This is a genomic window from Paracoccus sp. SMMA_5_TC (assembly GCF_009696685.2).
Lineage (GTDB): Bacteria > Pseudomonadota > Alphaproteobacteria > Rhodobacterales > Rhodobacteraceae > Paracoccus.
This window is the reverse complement of record NZ_CP102355.1, coordinates 1-15,945: the sequence shown is the minus strand read 5'-3', so window position 1 is coordinate 15,945 and position 15,945 is coordinate 1. Positions and strand designations below refer to the sequence as shown.

Below are 15,945 nucleotides of genomic sequence, written 5' to 3'. Positions count from 1 at the left end.
GCGCACTTAAGGATAGAGTTAGCGCCACCAGAAAAGGTTAGCGCAAACATTGACGAAAACATGGTCGATGCGTCAAGTTTTTGTCACATCGCCTCAGCCGCAGCCGCCGCGGCGTCACACGATTCGCCGTTGCAGAAAGGGCCACCGAATGATCCTGCACGCCTCTTGCGTGGTTCATTGCGGCCGGGGACTGTTGATCCTGGGGCCGTCGGGATCGGGCAAATCCACGCTGGCGCTGGAAATGATGGCGCGCGGCTCCGGGCTGGTGGCCGATGACCGCACGCTGTTGCGCCGCGACGGCGGACGCCTGATCGCCGATGCGCCGACCGCGATTCGCGGCCGGATCGAGGCGCGCGGCATCGGTATCCTGACGGCGCGGCCTTGCGGCCCGGCACCGCTGGCGCTGGCCGTCGATCTGGCCCGTCCCGAGCCGCTGCGGCTGCCCCCTCATCGTCGGATCGTGCTGTTGGATGTGCCGCTGGATCTGGTCCTGGGGCAGGGGCGTGACCATCTTGCATCAGCACTGTTGCAATATCTCGACGGAGGACGGGCCGATACGGACGATTCAGGGCAATGTGATCTATGATGGCCCCAGGATGACAGATGTGCAGCCCACGATTGACGAAAATGTCCAACGGCTGGTGCTGATTACCGGCCCGTCGGGCGCCGGCCGATCCACCGCCATCAATGTGCTGGAGGATCTGGGTTACGAGGCGATCGACAACCTGCCACTGTCGCTGGTGCCGCGTCTGCTGGACGGGCCAGCGCGGCCGGTGCCCTTGGCCTTGGGGCTTGATGTGCGCAACCGTGATTTTTCCGTCACGAATCTGGTCGAGCTTCTGGACAAGCTGACGCGCCTGCCCGAATACGCGCCCGAGGTGCTGTTTCTGGACTGCAGCACCGAGGTGCTGTTGCGGCGCTTCAACGAAACGCGCCGCCGCCATCCGCTGCGGGCCGAGGGCTCGCCGTTAGAGGCGATCACTGCCGAACGCGACCTGCTGGCGCCGATCCGGGCGCGGGCAGATGTGCTGGTCGATACATCGGAACTGACTCCACACGATCTGAAGGCAGAGCTGGCGCGCTGGTTTGAAACCCAGCCGGGGCGCAGGCTTGGCGTTTCGGTGCAATCCTTTTCCTACAAGCGGGGCGTGCCGCGAGGGTTGGATGTCATGTTCGACTGCCGCTTTCTGGCCAACCCGCATTGGGATCGCGATCTGCGAGCCCTGGACGGACGGGACAGTGCCGTTCAGCGATATGTGATGGCCGATGAACGATTCGCGCCCTTTTTCGAAAAGGTCAGGGATCTTGTGCTTTTTACCCTGCCTGCCCATCTTGAGGAGGGCAAGGCGCATCTGGCAATCGGCTTCGGATGCACCGGGGGGCAGCACCGTTCCGTCACAATGGCGGAAAAAATGGCAGATGCGCTTGCGAAAGCAGGCTGGCAGGTGTCAATTAGGCACCGGGAACTTGAACGCCGCGAAAAGGCGCCGGCACCTGGGGATGAAGGCCAAGATCGGCCTCTCGCACAGCACGGGCGCAGGGGTAGCGGCTGATGCGTGGTAGGACGAATTGATCGGGATTGTCATCGTTGCGCATGGTGGCCTCGCGCGGGAATATCTTTCCGCGGTCGAGCATGTCGTGGGCCCTCAGACCGGGATCCGGGCCGTCACGATAGAGGAAAACCATGACAGGGGCGCGAAACAGGCCGAAATCTGCGCCGCTGCAGATGCGGTGGATTCGGGCGACGGTGTGGTTGTCGTGACCGATCTGTTCGGCGGCTCGCCCTCGAACCTGTCCCTGATGGCTTGTGCCTGCCAGAACCGTTCGATCCTTTATGGCGCCAACCTGCCCATGCTGGTCAAGCTGGCCAAGTCGCGCAAGCTGCCGGTGGCCGATGCCGTGACCCTGGCAAAGGATGCCGGGCGCAAATACATCAACAGTTACGACGTTCTGCCCGCGGATGTGCTGCCGGTGCCGACACGGGCAGTATCATGAACGACCTGACCACGGGGATCGTGACCCGCGAACTGGCCATCATCAACGAAAAGGGCCTGCACGCGCGCGCCAGCGCCAAGTTCGTCGAGACGGTGGAACGCTTCGACGCCCAGGCCATCGTCGAAAAGGACGGGATGAGCGTTTCAGGCGATTCGATCATGGGTCTGCTGATGCTGACCGCGCCGCGCGGCAGCACCATCCGCGTCACCACTCGCGGCGCCCAGGCCCTGGAACTGGCCGAGGCCTTGACGGCGCTGGTCGGCGATTATTTCGGCGAAGGCATGTAAGGGCCGCGCATGGCCCGATCATCCTATCACCACGGCAATCTGCGTCAGGCGCTGGTCGAGGCGACCGTGGGCCTGATCGAGGAACGCGGTCCCCAGGCCTTTACCCTGGCCGAGGCCGCGCGTCTGGCCGGCGTCAGCGCCGCCGCGCCCTATCGCCATTTCACCGGACGCGAGGAATTGCTGGAGGAGGTCGCGCGCCAGGGCTTCGAGGAATTTGCCGATCGGCTGGAGGCGGCGTTTGACGGCGGCCGGCCGCGGCCGCTGACCGCATTCCTGCGCATGGGGCAGGAATACCTGAACTTTGCTGCCGACCGCCGTGGCTATTACATCGCCATGTTCGAGGCGGGCCTGTCCATCGCCGGCAATGCCGGATTGCAACTCGCGTCGGCGCGGGCGCGCAACGTGTTGCTGAGCGGGGCCGAGGCTTTGTTCGATCGCCTGCCGCCAGACCGCCGGCCCCCGGCCGGCATCATCGCCGATCACATCTGGGCGCTCAGTCACGGTGTGGTCGAATTGTTCGGCCGGGGTGCCCCCGGAAGCCGCTCGCCCATTGCACCGGCCGATATGCTGGAAAGCGGTGTGCTGATCTATCTGCGTGGGCTGGGGCTGATCCCCGAATGAAATTTGCGACCTGGACGCTTGAAAGGCGCCAGCGCAGACCCATCTATGTAAATGTGATTAACATTCACATGGGAAAGGGATCACCATGAATACCGAGATCGCTCCGCGCGCTTCGGTCATGGACCGTATCTGGGCCGCTGCGGCCGCAATGCGGGACTGGCTGGACGAACGGGGAAAGGGGGCCTGGATCGCCGCGACCATCCTGGCCTTTGTCGCCTGCTGGCCGCTGGGTCTGGCCCTGCTGGCCTATGTCATCTGGAGCAAACGCATGTTTTCCTGCCGCCACCGCCATCACATGAACCACCTGCATCGCCATTCGGGGCAGGGCTTTGCCCGTCCCACCGGCAACAGCGCCTTTGACGCCTATCGCGCCGAGACGCTGCGCCGGCTCGAGGACGAGCACCGCGAGTTCCTGAGCTTTCTGGAAAAGCTGCGCGAAGCCAAGGACAAGGCCGAGTTCGACCAGTTCATGCAAAGCCGCCGCGATCCGCAGGCCCCGCAAGAGCCGCAGGCCTGATCCCGGCCGCAGCCGGGGGCGCCTTGCCCCCGGCGCAAGCCCGCAGGCTGTCCGCGCCTAATAGGAATATTCGGCGTAGATGCGATCCAGATCGCCAGCCCAGTCGCCGTGATAACGGGCCAGCAATTCATCCGCCGGCACCTGGCCGCTGTCGACGCTTTCGCGCAGCGCGTCCAGGAAATGGCTTTCGTCGGGCACCATGCCGCCATTGCCGGGTCGCGCCCGCGCCTTCAGCCCGGCTTCGGCGATGGCCAGCACCTCGCGCGCCAGATCGCGCATCGACCGGCCGTCGACCTGCGCCTGCAACGCCTCGCGCCCGGCGGCCTGGCGCCATGCCTCGCGCATGGGGGCATCCCAGCCCTTGACCAGATCCCAGGCGGCATCCAGTGCCGTCTGGTCATAGATCAGGCCGACCCAGAACGCGGGCAGGGCGCACAGCCGCCGCCATGGCCCACCGTCGGCGCCGCGCATCTCGATGAACTTCTTGACCCGCGCTTCGGGAAATACTGTGGTCAGGTGATCGGCCCAGTCGGACAGGGTGGGAATTTCGCCGGGCAGCGCCGGCAACCGGCCCTGCATGAAATCGCGGAAGCTTTGTCCCAGCGCGTCGATGTACTTGCCGTCACGATAGACAAAATACATAGGCACATCAAGAACATAATCGACCCAACGTTCATAGCCCATGCCCGGCTCGAAGGCAAAGGGTAGCAGCCCGGTGCGCGCATCGTCCAGGTTCTGCCAGATATGCGCACGCCAGCTTTTCCAGCCGTTGGGCTTGCCGTCGAGGAACGGCGAATTGGCGAACAGCGCATTGGCCACCGGTTGCAGCGCCAGCGCCACCCGCAGCTTTTGCACCATGTCCGCTTCCGAGGCGAAGTCCAGGTTCACCTGCACCGTGCAGGTGCGATACATCATCTGCGTGCCCAGCGTGCCGACGCGGCCCATGTAATCGGTCATCAGCCGATAACGCCCCTTGGGCATCATCGGCATGTCCTCTTGCCGCCAGATCGGCGCGGCCCCCAGACCGATGAACCCCGCGCCCATGCGCTCGGCGATCTCGCGCACCTCGGCCAGGTGCTGGTTCACCTCGTCGCAGGTCTGGTGGATGGTTTCCAGCGGCGCGCCCGACAGTTCCAGCTGGCCGCCTGGCTCCAGGCTGACATTGGCGCCGTTGCGTTCCAGACCGATGATGTTGCCGGCCTCGAGCACCGGGGTCCAGCCAAAGCGGTCGCGCAGCCCCTCGAGCATGGCGCGGACCGAGGGCTGGCCCGGCGGCGCGTCATAGGGCAGCGGCATGTGGTCGGCCTGGCGATAGCCGAATTTCTCGTGCTCGGTTCCGATGCGCCAACGTTCCCTGGGCTTTTCGCCCGAGGCAATGTATTCGGCCAGTTGTTCGGGACGTTCGATCGGGCCGCCGCCCTGTTGGGGAATGGACATCGGGGGCCTTTCATCTGCCTTGCTGCGTCACAGGTGACAAGCGCGGCGGCTCAAGTCAAGCGGGCGTAGGCGGGGCGCGTCCAGACGGTCTGGATCGCGGGGCGGTCTGGCGCCAGCGCGGCGGTAACGCGACCCATATCGATGCCGGGCAGGGTTGCAAAAGCCCCGGCCAGCGCCGGCGCGCCGCGCGCGTCCACCGGGATCAGCAGGGCCTGAGCATCGATGCTTTTCAAGCGCCAGTGCGACTGGCCGTTCAGCCGCATCAGCCGGATTTCGGACAGGTCGCGCAGGGCGATTTCGCCGCCCAGCAGCCGGTTCGGCGACAGGTAGCGAATCGCGCCCTCGTCCAGTTCGACCAGACCCGGGCCCAGACTGTCGCGGGCAAAACGCATCCGTCGCCGCGCATCCAGCGCCCATAGCGCCGCTGCGCCCGCGACCAATGCCCCCAGCGGCCAGAACAGCCAGCCGCCCAGGCTGAACAGCCACAGCCCTGCCGCCGTCGCCGCCAGAGCGGCGGCGGTTTCGGCCCAGGGACGCAGCCGTTCGGCCAGTTCCGGGCGGATCATCGCAGTTCCATCGTCATGTCGCGATGCGGGATGCCGGCATCGTCATATTCCGGCCCATGGGCGACAAAGCCCAGCTTTTCGTAAAAGCCGATGGCATGGGTTTGCGCGCCCAGACTGGCGCGGGTGATGCCGGGCGTCCGGCGCAGATGGTCCAGCGCGGCGCGGATCAGCGCCGCACCGATGCCGGTGCCACGGGCCTCGGCCAGCACTGCGACGCGGCCGATCTTGCCGGTTTCGCCCTGGATCAGGATGCGCGCGGTGCCGATGGCGCGGCCCTCTGCGTCGCGGGCCAGCAGATGCGTTGCCTCGCCATCGCGGCCGTCCCATTCCTCGGCCTCGGGGACGTTCTGTTCGACGATGAACACCGCGCGGCGGATGGCGCGGCAGGACTCGAGGTCGCGGGTGGTTTCGATCATGCGAAGTAACGCTCCAGGATGCGGCGATAGATCCGGGACAGCTGCCGCACCTGTTCGGCGGGCACGCGCTCGTCCACCTGATGCATGAAATGCCCCACCAGCCCGAATTCAAGCACCGGGCAGTGATCCTTGACGAAGCGCGCATCCGAGGTTCCGCCCGAGGTGGACAGCACCGGGGTCAGGCCGGTTTCCTGCCGCACCACATCGGCGACCAGATCGACAAAGGGGCCGGGCGCGGTCAGGAAGCTTTCGCCCGAGACATCGGTGTCGATGGCAAAGCCAACGCCGGTTTCGGCGGCGATGGCCTGCGCGCGGGCGCGGATCATCCGTTCGAGGCTGGCCGAATCATGGGCATCGTTGAAGCGGATGTTGATGGTCGCCCGTGCCCGTTCCGGGATCACGTTCGAGGCCGGGTTGCCGCAATCGACGGTGGTCACCTGCAATCCCGACGGGTCGAAATGTTCGGTGCCCTGGTCCAGCGGCTGGCTGGTCAGATCGTGCAGCAGCGCGATCAGCGCATGGATCGGGTTGCGGGCGCGATGCGGGTAGGCGGCATGGCCCTGAACCCCGCGCGCCTCGATGTTCAGCGTCATCGAGCCGCGGCGCCCGATCTTGATCATCTCGCCCAGGCGGTCGGGGTTCGAGGGCTCGCCAACGATGCAGGCATCCATGCGCTCGCCCTGCGCGGCCATCCAGTCCAGCAGCGCGCGGGTGCCGTCCTTGCCGGGGCCTTCCTCGTCGCCGGTGATGGTCAGGATCAGCGCCGCGTCCCGGGGCGGGGTTTCGCGCACGAAGCCGATGGCGGCGGCGACAAAGGCGGCGACGCCGGATTTCATGTCGGTGGCGCCGCGCCCCCAGATCCAGCCGTCGGCCTGGTGGCCGGAAAACGGCGGGTGGGTCCAGCTGGCGGCATCGCCCGGGGGCACCACATCGGTGTGGCCGTTGAAGCCCAGGCTGCGCGCCGCCCCGCGGGCGCCCCAGCGCGCGAACAGGTTGGGTGTGCCGTTGCGATCGACCCGGTGGCATTCAAAACCAGCCGCGCCCAGCAATTCCTGCAGCAACTCCAGCGCGCCGCCTTCCTGGGGGGTGACCGAGGGGCAGCGGATCAGCCGGGCGGTCAATTCGGCGGGGTCGGGGGTCTGGGGCATCGCACTCTCCTGTTCTGGGTCGGGGTTACACCGCAGCCGGTCGCAGTTCCAGCGCCGTGCCGGTGGTTGTCGGCATTGCAAGGGTGGGCGGGTTATTATCGTGCGAAAGGCGTCGTCTGTGCGCATGATAGTTGCGCTGCGTCTGCAAAGGCGTTAATCATGCTGCAATGCCGCACCCCGCTGCCGACAAGGAACGCCCATGAAGGACAAGCCCGCCGATTCGCCCGACATCATGACCACTGCCCAGGCGGCGCTGCCGGATCTGTCCGATCTGCTGGCCCGCGCGACCGAGGCGCTGCGCGCCCTGGTCAGCCGCGACGGCAAGCCGCAGGCGGATCTGCTGGAACAGCACCAGCACGCCGCGCATGCGCTGTCATGGCTGGCCACCTATGTGGAATCGATCCGCCAGCTGACCGGCTGGGCGGCGCGATTGCAGGATCAGGGCCGGCTGGGCGCGATGGAACAGCGGATCCTGGAAATCGGCCTGGGCGAATACCTGACCCAGATCCAGGGCGGGATTCCGATGAGCCAGCACGAATTTGCCCGCCTGTCCGATCTGGGCATCGCCTGGCAGCCGGGCGCGGCCGCCCTTGCGCTGATGGGCGGCAACACGCCGGCCGCGCGCGCCGAACTGGCCGGCCTGATGCAGGATGCGCTGGGCCGTTCCACCTTTGGCGATGCCGGCCTCGATGAGGATCTGGGCATGATCCGCGACCAGTTCCACCGCTATGCCGAGGAACGGGTGATCCCGAACGCCCACGAATGGCACCTGAAGGATCAGCTGATCCCGATGGAAATCATCGAGGAACTGGCCGAGCTGGGTGTGTTCGGTCTGACCATCCCCGAGGAATATGGCGGGCTTGGGCTGTCCAAGGCCTCGATGGTTGTCGTGACCGAGGAACTGTCGCGCGGCTATATAGGCGTCGGCAGCCTTGGCACCCGCAGCGAGATCGCGGCCGAGCTGATCCTGTGCGGCGGCACCGACGAACAGAAGCAGAAATGGCTGCCCGGTCTGGCCTCGGGGCAGATCCTGTCCACCGCCGTATTCACCGAACCGAACACCGGCTCGGACCTGGGCAGCCTGCGCACGCGTGCAGTGCGCGATGGCGACGACTGGGTGATTACCGGCAACAAGACCTGGATCACCCACGCCCAACGCACCCATGTGATGACGCTGCTGGCTCGCACCGATCCAGACAGCAGCGACTGGCGCGGGCTGTCGATGTTCCTGGCCGAAAAGCAGCCGGGCACCGATGCGGACCCGTTCCCGACCCCCGGCATGACCGGCGGTGAAATCGGCGTTCTGGGCTATCGCGGGATGAAGGAATACGAACTGGGCTTTGACGGCTTCCGCGTCAGGGGCGACAACCTGTTGGGTGGCACGCCGGGGCGCGGCTTCAAGCAGCTGATGGAGACCTTTGAATCGGCGCGCATCCAGACGGCCGCCCGCGCCGTGGGCGTGGCCCAGGCCGCCTGCGAGATGGGTTTGCGCTATGCGCTGGACCGCAAGCAGTTCGGCAAGGCGCTGGCCGCCTTTCCGCGCGTGGCCGACAAGCTGGCGATGATGGCGGTGGAAATCATGATCGCCCGGCAGTTGACCTATTTCAGCGCCTGGGAAAAGGATCACGGCCGGCGCTGCGACCTCGAGGCGGGGATGGCCAAGCTTTTGGGCGCGCGCGTCGCCTGGGCGGCGGCCGACAATGCCCTGCAGATCCACGGCGGCAATGGCTTTGCGCTGGAATATCCGGTCAGCAGGATCCTGTGCGATGCCCGCATCCTCAACATCTTCGAGGGCGCGGCCGAGATCCAGGCGCAGGTCATTGCACGCAGGCTGCTGGACTGACGCGAAATTCCCGCGCCTGCTGGACAGTTGCGGCCGATCAGGCATTATGGCGGCAACAGATTGAACGGAGCTGCCGCCATGACCCGTATGCCGATGATTTGCCTGGCCCTTGCCGCGACGCTTGGGCTTGCCGCCTGCGAACCCGTGCCGCCCAGCAGCACCCCGGGCAGCGCCGTGCCCACCGGTCCCTATGTGCTGGTCGGCATCGGCGCCGATACCGTGCCGCAGCGCAATGTCGGCATGACCATCGCCGCCGATGGCTCGATTTCGGGGCAGGCGCCCTGCAACAGCTATGCCGCCCCGCAAACCGCCGAGCCGCCTGCGTTCAAGCTGGGGCCGCTGACCCAGACCGAAATCGGTTGCACCGGCAAGGCAGGCGAACTTGAGCGGCGCTATTTCCAGGCTCTGAGCCAGGCGAACGGCATCAGCTACGAAGGTGGCGTGCTGACGATCATGGGCCCGACCTATCTGACCTATGAACCCGGCTATCGCAAGTAACCAAGGGTGGCCTGTGACCGGTCCGCAAAAAGGAGTGTCGCGATGCGCAAGATGCTGATGGCGCTGAGCCTGCCGCTGGCTTTCGGCCTGGCAGGATGCAGCGAGGCCGAGGACAAGGCCGCTGCCCTGGTGGGCGATTACGACCTGATCGCCATCGAGGGGGTAACGGTTTCGGGCAAGCCCACGTTCAGCCTGGCAGCAGATGGGGCGGTGTCCGGCCAGGGGCCATGCAACAATTACATGGGCAAGAACCGCGCCACCCTGCCGGCGCTGGATCTGGGCGCGCTTGCCACCACCCGCCGCGCCTGCATCCAGGAAGGGGGCGAGAATGCGTTCTTCGACGCACTCGCCGCCGTGCGCGAAGCCCGGCGCGAGGGTGATGAGCTGATCATGACCGGCCCCGAGGTCACCATCCGCTGGCGCGCGGTCAGCCGCTAGCCGCGTCCGCAGGCCGATCCAGCAGGCGCGCCACCAGGCGGGCGCGGGCCGCGGGCAGGGGCCGGCCGGCGTGGGCCTCGGCCAGGCGCGCGTGCAGGAAATGGCCGGTCAGGCGCAGCCCGTCGGCCAGCCCGCCATTGCCGCACCCGCCCAGCATGGTGGGTAGCGGCAGCAGTCGTGGCGCCCAGTCGCCTGCGGCCTCGGCCGATACCGCGCGGCCGCTGCGCGGACTGACATAGGCCAGCCCCTGACGTCGGCCGGTGATGGCGCAGGCATCCAGGTCCAGTCCAAATCCAAGTTCGTCCAGCAGGCACAGCTCCCAACGCAGATAATGCTCGGCCCAGGGCGCGGCCTGATCGATCCGGTCCAGCAGGCTTTCGGTCCTCTGCGCCAGGCGCGGGTGTGGGTCACGTTCGGGCAGGGCATAGCTTAGCAGCGCGGTGATGGCGTTCAGCCCGGCCAAGGCTTCGGCCGTGGCCAGCAACCCCGGCCGCGCGCGCAGGGGCTCGGCGGCAAAGGTGCCCAGCTGATCCTCGAGCCGGGCGCGCCAGCGCAGGCTGACGCGGTTTCCCGGCTGAAGCATCGCCGCGCGTCGGGCGCTGGCGCCGCCCGGCACCAGGCCGCGCAGCAGCCCCGCATCCGACGACAGCACGGTCAGGATCGCCGCGCTTTCGCCATGGCGGGTCAGGGTGATGACGCTGGCGTCGCCGCTCCATTCCATCGGATGCCTTTCCTTCGCCGCCACCCTGCCGCAATCTGGGGGTCAGGAACAAGGAGAGTGAGATGCTGAAACCCTGGATCGAATCGCAGCCGCGCCTGGTCGAGGTGGCCGCGGGGCGCGCGCCCGCCGATCTGGTGATCCGCGGCGGTCGGTGGGTGAACGTGCATAGCCGCGAGGTGATCGCCGATACCGACATCGCCATCGCCGACGGGCGCGTGGCCTATGTCGGGCCCGATGCCGGCCCAGCCATTGGTCCGCAGACCGAGGTCATCGAGGCCGCCGGCCGGTTCATGGTGCCGGGGCTGATCGATGCGCATATGCATGTCGAATCGGGGATGCTGACGCCGGCCGGCTTTGCCGGGGCGGTAATTCCGCATGGCACCACCACCATTTTTCACGATCCGCACGAGGTGGCCAATGTGCTGGGCCTTGAAGGCGTGCGGCTGATGCGCGACGAATCGCTGCTGCAGCCGATCAGCATGTTCACCCAGATGCCCAGCTGTGCGCCCTCGGCCCCCGGGCTGGAAACCACCGGCGCCCCGATTACCGAGGGCGAGGTGGCGCAGGCGATGGGCTGGGACGGAATCATCGGCCTGGGCGAGATGATGAACTTTCCGGCTGTCGCCGCCGGAGACCGCCAGATGCTGGCCGAAATCGCGGCGACGCGTGCCGCAGGCAAGACCGTGGGCGGCCATTATGCCAGCCCCGACCTGGGGCGGCCGTTTCATGCCTATGTCGCCGGCGGCGCGGCCGATGACCACGAAACCACCAGCGAGGCACAAGGTATCGCCCGGGTGCGCCAGGGCATGGGCTGCATGATGCGTTACGGCTCGGCCTGGTATGATGTCGAACCGCAGATCACCGCCATCACCGAAAAAGGTCTGGACCCGCGGTTCTTCATCCTGTGCACCGACGACAGCCATTCCGGCACGCTGGTCAACGAAGGTCACATGAACCGGGTGGTGCGCCATGCCATCGATTGCGGTTGCGATCCGCTGGTGGCGATCCAGATGGCGACCATCAACGCCGCGCAGCATTTCGGGCTGGAGCGCGAACTGGGCAGCATCACCCCCGGCCGGCGCGCGGATGTGATCCTGACATCCGATCTGCGGCAATTGCCGATCGAACTGGTGGTGGCCCAGGGGCAGGTGGTGGCCCGCGACGGGCAATTGCTGGTCGATTGCCCGCGCATCGACTGGCCGGCGCGGGCGCGCGATTCCGTGCATCTGGGCAAGACCCTGACCGCGCAGGATTTCCAGGTGCGGGCCAGCGGCGACAGCGCACGGGTGCGGGTGATCGGCGTGGTGGAAAACCAGGCGCCCACCCGCGCCTTGCAGGCGGAACTGCCAATCCGCGACGGTGTGGTCGAAGGCCAGGGCGAGGTCTGCCAGATCGCGCTGGTCGAGCGCCACCGCGGCACCGGCAGCGTGGTCAACGGCTTTGTTTCCGGTTTCGGCTATCAGGGACGGGTGGCCGTGGCTTCGACCGTGGCTCATGACAGCCATCACATGATCGTGGTCGGTACCGATCGCGACAACATGGCCGCGGCGGCAAATCATCTGGGTGCCATCGGGGGCGGGGTCACGGTGTTTCGCGACGGCGCAGAACTGGCGACGGTGGCGCTGCCCATCGCCGGGCTGATGTCGGACCGGCCCGCCGCCGAAGTCGCGGTGGCCGCACAGGCCATTGTGCAGGCGATGCGCGATTGCGGCTGCACGCTGAACAACGCCTATATGCAGCATTCGCTGCTGGCGCTGGTGGTGATCCCGGAGCTGCGCATCTCGGATCTGGGCATCGTCGATGTGCGCGAGTTCCGGCTGGTCGATCTTATCGTGCCAGGTCCGAGCCCTGATCCTGCCGGATGACCGGCAGGAATTGCGCGCGTCCGCGCAAGGGCTCGAACAGTTCGGGGCCGGTGCCGGTCAGCAGCGCCTGAGCCTGGAGCGCGCAGATTTCGTCGTAAAGCGCCGCCCGCCGTTCGGCGTCCAGATGCGCTGCGACCTCATCCAGAAGCAGTAGCGGCCCCTGGCCCGCCAGTGCCCTGGCATTGGCCAGAATCACCGACAGCAGCAGCGCCTTTTGCTCGCCGGTCGAGGACAGCGCCGCCGGCATGTCCTGCGGTCCCCAATGCGCTCCCAGATCGGCGCGATGCGGCCCGGTCAGGCTGCGCCCGGCCGCCATGTCGCGCCCGCGCCCCTGCGCCAGCCGTGCCGCGATACTGTCCGGATCGGGGTCATCGGCAAAACCCTCGCCCGCCAGCAGCGTCAGACGGGCGGCAGGGAAACTGGTTGCCGCGCCCTGTTGCGCCACCATCAACCGGTCCAGCGCGTCCAGCCGGTTCCGGGTCACGGCCGCCCCGGCATCCGCCATCTGGATTTCAAGCGCCCGATACCAGGCCGGATCCCGGATCTGGTCGCGCAGCAGCCGGTTTCTTTCGCGCATGGCCTTGTCATAGGCCAGCGCGTCCTCGGCATGGCCAGGGGTAAAACTCAGCGTCAGCCGGTCCAGAAACCGGCGTCGTGCCTCGGGTGCGTCGGTCCACAGCCGGTCCATGGCCGGTGTCAGCCAGATCACCCGCAACAGCCGCCCCAGCGCAACCTGCGCAGCGGGCTTGCCGTCGATCTCGACCTCGCGCGACTGGCCGGGCAGGGCGCGGGTGACGATCTGGTGCTGGTCGGTCTCGGCCCGGATCTGCCAGCCCGCACCCGGACCACGCCGGGCCTGATCGGCGGCGTTGGCCCCGCGCATGCCACGCCCGGGAGACAACATCGACACCGCCTCGAGAATATTGGTCTTGCCGGCGCCGTTCGGGCCGTGAATCGCCAGCGGGCGCTGGTCAAGCTCCAGGCCCAGCCGCTCCCAGCTGCGAAACTGGGTCAGACGCAGCCGGACAAGGCTCACACCCGCATCGGCATGACGACATAGACGGCGCTGGTGTCCGCGCCCTCGCGGATCAGGGCCGCATCGCCCGCGCCATTGAAGAAGAACACCGCGTTCTCGCGTTCGATCTGGCTGGCGATTTCATGCAGGTATTTGGCGTTGAACCCGATTTCCAGCGGATCGTCGGCATAGGCCACCGGCAGCTCCTCTTCGGCAGCGCCCGAATCGGGAGCGTTCACCGACAGGACCAGCCGATCCTCATCAAGCGACATCTTGACCGCCCGCGATCTTTCGCTGCTGACAGTCGCGACGCGGTCCACCGCCTTGGCGAAATCTCCGGCATCCACTTCCAGCTTGCGGGCATTGGCCGCAGGGATCACGCGCGAATAATCCGGGAAGGTGCCGTCGATCACCTTGGAGGTCAGGGTAATGGTCGGGGTGGCGAAGCGCACCTTGGTTTCGCTGACAGAAACGGCGATTTCGGTGTCGTCATCATCCAGCAGCTTGCGCAGCTCGGCCACGGTCTTGCGCGGCACGATCACGCCGGGCATATCGGCCGCACCCTCGGGCAGGGGGGCGTCGATGCGCGCCAGCCGGTGCCCGTCGGTGGCCACGCAGCGCAGCGTGGGGCCGCTGTCGCCTTGCGCCACATGCATGTAAACGCCGTTCAGGTAATAGCGCGTCTCTTCGTTCGAGATGGCGAATTTCGACTTGTCGAACAGCCGCCGCAGGACCGAGGCAGGCGCGCGGAAGTTGGCGCTGTATTCGGACGAGGACATCACCGGGAAATCCTCGCGCGGCAGGGTCGCCAGGCTGAAGTTCGAGCGCCCCGCCTGCACCGCCAGCCGCTCGGTGGCGGCATCCAGCCCCAGTTGCACCAGCGCACCGTCGGGCAGCTTGCGGGCGATGTCGTTCAGCATCGATGCCGGAACCGTGGTCGCACCCGGCCGATCGACCTGGGCGTTGGTGCGATAGACGATTTCGGTATCCAGATCGGTGGCACGGAAGCTGACGCCATCGGCCGTCGCCTCGATCAGCACATTGGCCAGGATCGGAATGGTGTTGCGGCGCTCGACCACGGATTGGGCCTGCGAAACGGCTTTCACCAGATCGGCGCGTTCGATCGAGAGTTTCATGGTCAACCCTTGTTGTCGTTCTGGCCTGCGTCAGGGCTGGCCGTGCGGGGGGCCAATTTGGCAGATTCCCCCGCAGCGTCAAGCGCGTGCAATCAGGCTTCGAGCAGCCGGCGCAGCAGGTCCAGATCCTCGGCGAGGCTGCGGTCCGAACCGCGCAGCTCCTCGATCTTCTTGACGCCGTGCATGATGGTGGTGTGATCGCGCCCGCCGAAACGGCGCCCGATCTCGGGCAGGCTGCGCGAGGTCATCTGCTTGGACAGATACATGGCGATCTGACGCGGACGGGCGACGGTGCGCACCCGTTTGGGACCGATCATGTCGGACAGGCGGATGTTGTAATGTTCGGCGACCTTGCGCTGGATTTCCTCGATCGAAACCTTGCGGTCATTGGATCGCAGGATATCGGCCAGGCATTCCTGGGTCATGTCCAGGGTGATTTCACGCCCCATCAGGCTGGCAAAGGCGAACAGCCGCTGCAACGCCCCTTCCAGCACCCGCACGTTCGAGGTGATGCGGTGGGCCAGGAATTCCAGAACCCCCGGCGCCAGTTGCAATCCGGGATATTGCAGGCGGAAGCTGTCGGTCTTGCTTTGCAGGATGCCCAGCCGCAATTCGTAATCGGTCGGGTGCAGGTCCACGACCAGGCCGCATTGCAGGCGCGACTTGATGCGTTCCTCCATGTCCTTGATTTCGCCGGGCGCACGGTCGGCCGAAATCACGATCTGCTTGCCCTGATCGACCAAGGTATTGAAGGTGTGGAAGAATTCCTCTTGCGTGCTGTCCTTGCCGGCGATGAACTGCACGTCATCGACCATCAGCACCGACACCGTGCGGAACAGTTCCTTGAAATCCATCACCGTGCGGTCGCGCAGCGCCTGGACAAAGCGATACATGAACTGTTCCGCCGAAAGATACAGCACCCGGGCGTCCGGCTGCCTGATCTGGATCTCGCGCGCGATGGCATGCATCAGGTGGGTCTTGCCCAGGCCGACGCCGCCATAAAGAAACAGCGGGTTAAAGGTTACCGGCCCGCCTTCGGCCACGCGGCGCGCGGCGGCATGGGCCAGCTCGTTGGGCTTGCCGACGACGAAATTCTCGAAGGTGAAGCGGCTGTCCAGGGGTGCGGTCAGCTCGTCATCGCCCGCCGGCCGGGCAGGCGTTGCGGCGCGGGGAGCGCTGGAGGCATTGGCCTGACGCGGGGGCTGGGCGTGCGTTTCAAAGCTCAACCGGTGAACGGGCCCGTCCAGACGGTCAAGCACCTTGAGGATATGGTCGCTGTAGTGGCGGGAAACCCAATCGGACAGGAACCGCGTGGGGCAGGCAATCACGGCCGTGCCCTCGCTGACCTCGGTCAGGCGGAGGGGTTCGATCCAGGTAGAGAAGCTGTCAGCCCCGACAATCTTCTGCAATTCCTCTCGTGCCTGACCCCAGATCTTGTCCAT

18 protein-coding genes are annotated in these 15,945 nt (G+C 66.5%); 10 read left to right on the top strand and 8 right to left on the bottom strand.

The genetic code is table 11. The features are described 5' to 3' along the window. Nucleotides 1-148: 148 nt before the first annotated feature. The 6 genes from GB880_RS00090 to GB880_RS00065 all read left to right on the top strand — a co-directional run bounded on the left by GB880_RS00090 (nt 149) and on the right by GB880_RS00065 (nt 3,420). Nucleotides 149-586: an HPr kinase/phosphorylase gene (locus GB880_RS00090; RefSeq protein WP_154494020.1), complete on the top strand. Its 438-nt coding sequence runs from the start codon at nt 149-151 to the stop codon at nt 584-586. A gap of 10 nt (nt 587-596) precedes the next feature. Continuing rightward, entirely contained in the window at nt 597-1,553 is a 957-nt protein-coding gene (rapZ, locus tag GB880_RS00085) for an RNase adapter RapZ (protein ID WP_154494019.1), read from the top strand. Between the two features lie 16 nt (nt 1,554-1,569). Next, nucleotides 1,570-1,995 carry a PTS sugar transporter subunit IIA gene (locus GB880_RS00080; protein WP_154494018.1) on the top strand — a complete coding sequence of 142 codons (426 nt, stop codon included), beginning with the start codon at nt 1,570-1,572 and terminating at the stop codon, nt 1,993-1,995. After that, a complete protein-coding gene (locus tag GB880_RS00075; protein WP_154494017.1) occupies nt 1,992-2,282 on the top strand; it encodes an HPr family phosphocarrier protein in 291 nt (96 codons plus the stop codon). Before GB880_RS00080 ends, GB880_RS00075 begins: the two co-directional genes overlap by 4 nt. A gap of 9 nt (nt 2,283-2,291) precedes the next feature. Further along, a complete protein-coding gene (locus GB880_RS00070; RefSeq protein WP_154494016.1) occupies nt 2,292-2,903 on the top strand; it encodes a TetR/AcrR family transcriptional regulator in 612 nt (203 codons plus the stop codon). A gap of 85 nt (nt 2,904-2,988) precedes the next feature. Next, complete coding sequence (locus GB880_RS00065) at nt 2,989-3,420, top strand: DUF2852 domain-containing protein (protein ID WP_154494015.1); 432 nt, start codon at nt 2,989-2,991, stop codon at nt 3,418-3,420. A 57-nt stretch (nt 3,421-3,477) separates the two neighbouring features. Here the strand turns inward: GB880_RS00065 and GB880_RS00060 are convergent, their stop codons facing one another. From GB880_RS00060 to dapE, 4 genes are read right to left on the bottom strand one after another with little or no spacing between them, the layout of a single operon-like run. Continuing rightward, nucleotides 3,478-4,857 carry a glutamate--cysteine ligase gene (locus GB880_RS00060; RefSeq protein WP_154494014.1) on the bottom strand — a complete coding sequence of 460 codons (1,380 nt, stop codon included), beginning with the start codon at nt 4,855-4,857 and terminating at the stop codon, nt 3,478-3,480. A gap of 50 nt (nt 4,858-4,907) precedes the next feature. Next, on the bottom strand, nt 4,908-5,423 hold the full coding sequence (locus tag GB880_RS00055) for a hypothetical protein (RefSeq protein ID WP_154494013.1): 516 nt from the start codon (nt 5,421-5,423) through the stop codon (nt 4,908-4,910). Further along, on the bottom strand, nt 5,420-5,839 hold the full coding sequence (locus GB880_RS00050) for a GNAT family N-acetyltransferase (RefSeq protein WP_154494012.1): 420 nt from the start codon (nt 5,837-5,839) through the stop codon (nt 5,420-5,422). Before GB880_RS00050 ends, GB880_RS00055 begins: the two co-directional genes overlap by 4 nt. Beyond that, nucleotides 5,836-6,987, bottom strand: coding sequence for a succinyl-diaminopimelate desuccinylase (gene dapE, locus GB880_RS00045; RefSeq protein ID WP_154494011.1), 1,152 nt, complete (start codon nt 6,985-6,987; stop codon nt 5,836-5,838). The genes GB880_RS00050 and dapE overlap by 4 nt, the downstream gene beginning before the upstream one ends. A 199-nt stretch (nt 6,988-7,186) precedes the next feature. Here dapE and GB880_RS00040 point away from each other — a divergent pair, with 199 nt between their 5' ends. From GB880_RS00040 to GB880_RS00030, 3 genes are all read left to right on the top strand, one after another. After that, nucleotides 7,187-8,830: an acyl-CoA dehydrogenase family protein gene (locus GB880_RS00040; protein ID WP_154494010.1), complete on the top strand. Its 1,644-nt coding sequence runs from the start codon at nt 7,187-7,189 to the stop codon at nt 8,828-8,830. 78 nt (nt 8,831-8,908) lie between these two features. Further along, on the top strand, nt 8,909-9,328 hold the full coding sequence (locus GB880_RS00035; protein ID WP_154494009.1) for an META domain-containing protein: 420 nt from the start codon (nt 8,909-8,911) through the stop codon (nt 9,326-9,328). Nucleotides 9,329-9,370: 42 nt separating this feature from the next. Then, a complete protein-coding gene (locus tag GB880_RS00030) occupies nt 9,371-9,766 on the top strand; it encodes an META domain-containing protein (protein WP_154494008.1) in 396 nt (131 codons plus the stop codon). On the opposite strand, the gene recO is transcribed toward GB880_RS00030, so the two are convergent. Then, nucleotides 9,756-10,487: a DNA repair protein RecO gene (gene recO / locus GB880_RS00025; protein WP_263467195.1), complete on the bottom strand. Its 732-nt coding sequence runs from the start codon at nt 10,485-10,487 to the stop codon at nt 9,756-9,758. The genes GB880_RS00030 and recO overlap by 11 nt on opposite strands. 62 nt (nt 10,488-10,549) lie before the next feature. Between recO and ade the strand changes: the two genes are divergently transcribed. Further along, on the top strand, nt 10,550-12,352 hold the full coding sequence (gene ade, locus GB880_RS00020) for an adenine deaminase (protein ID WP_154493744.1): 1,803 nt from the start codon (nt 10,550-10,552) through the stop codon (nt 12,350-12,352). Here the strand turns inward: ade and recF are convergent. From recF to dnaA, 3 genes are all read right to left on the bottom strand, one after another. Next, complete coding sequence (gene recF, locus GB880_RS00015; RefSeq protein WP_263467194.1) at nt 12,315-13,388, bottom strand: DNA replication/repair protein RecF; 1,074 nt, start codon at nt 13,386-13,388, stop codon at nt 12,315-12,317. The genes ade and recF overlap by 38 nt on opposite strands. Next, entirely contained in the window at nt 13,385-14,503 is a 1,119-nt protein-coding gene (dnaN, locus tag GB880_RS00010) for a DNA polymerase III subunit beta (protein WP_154493743.1), read from the bottom strand. The genes recF and dnaN overlap by 4 nt, the downstream gene beginning before the upstream one ends. Nucleotides 14,504-14,595: 92 nt before the next feature. Further along, on the bottom strand, nt 14,596-15,945 hold the full coding sequence (dnaA, locus tag GB880_RS00005) for a chromosomal replication initiator protein DnaA (RefSeq protein ID WP_154493742.1): 1,350 nt from the start codon (nt 15,943-15,945) through the stop codon (nt 14,596-14,598).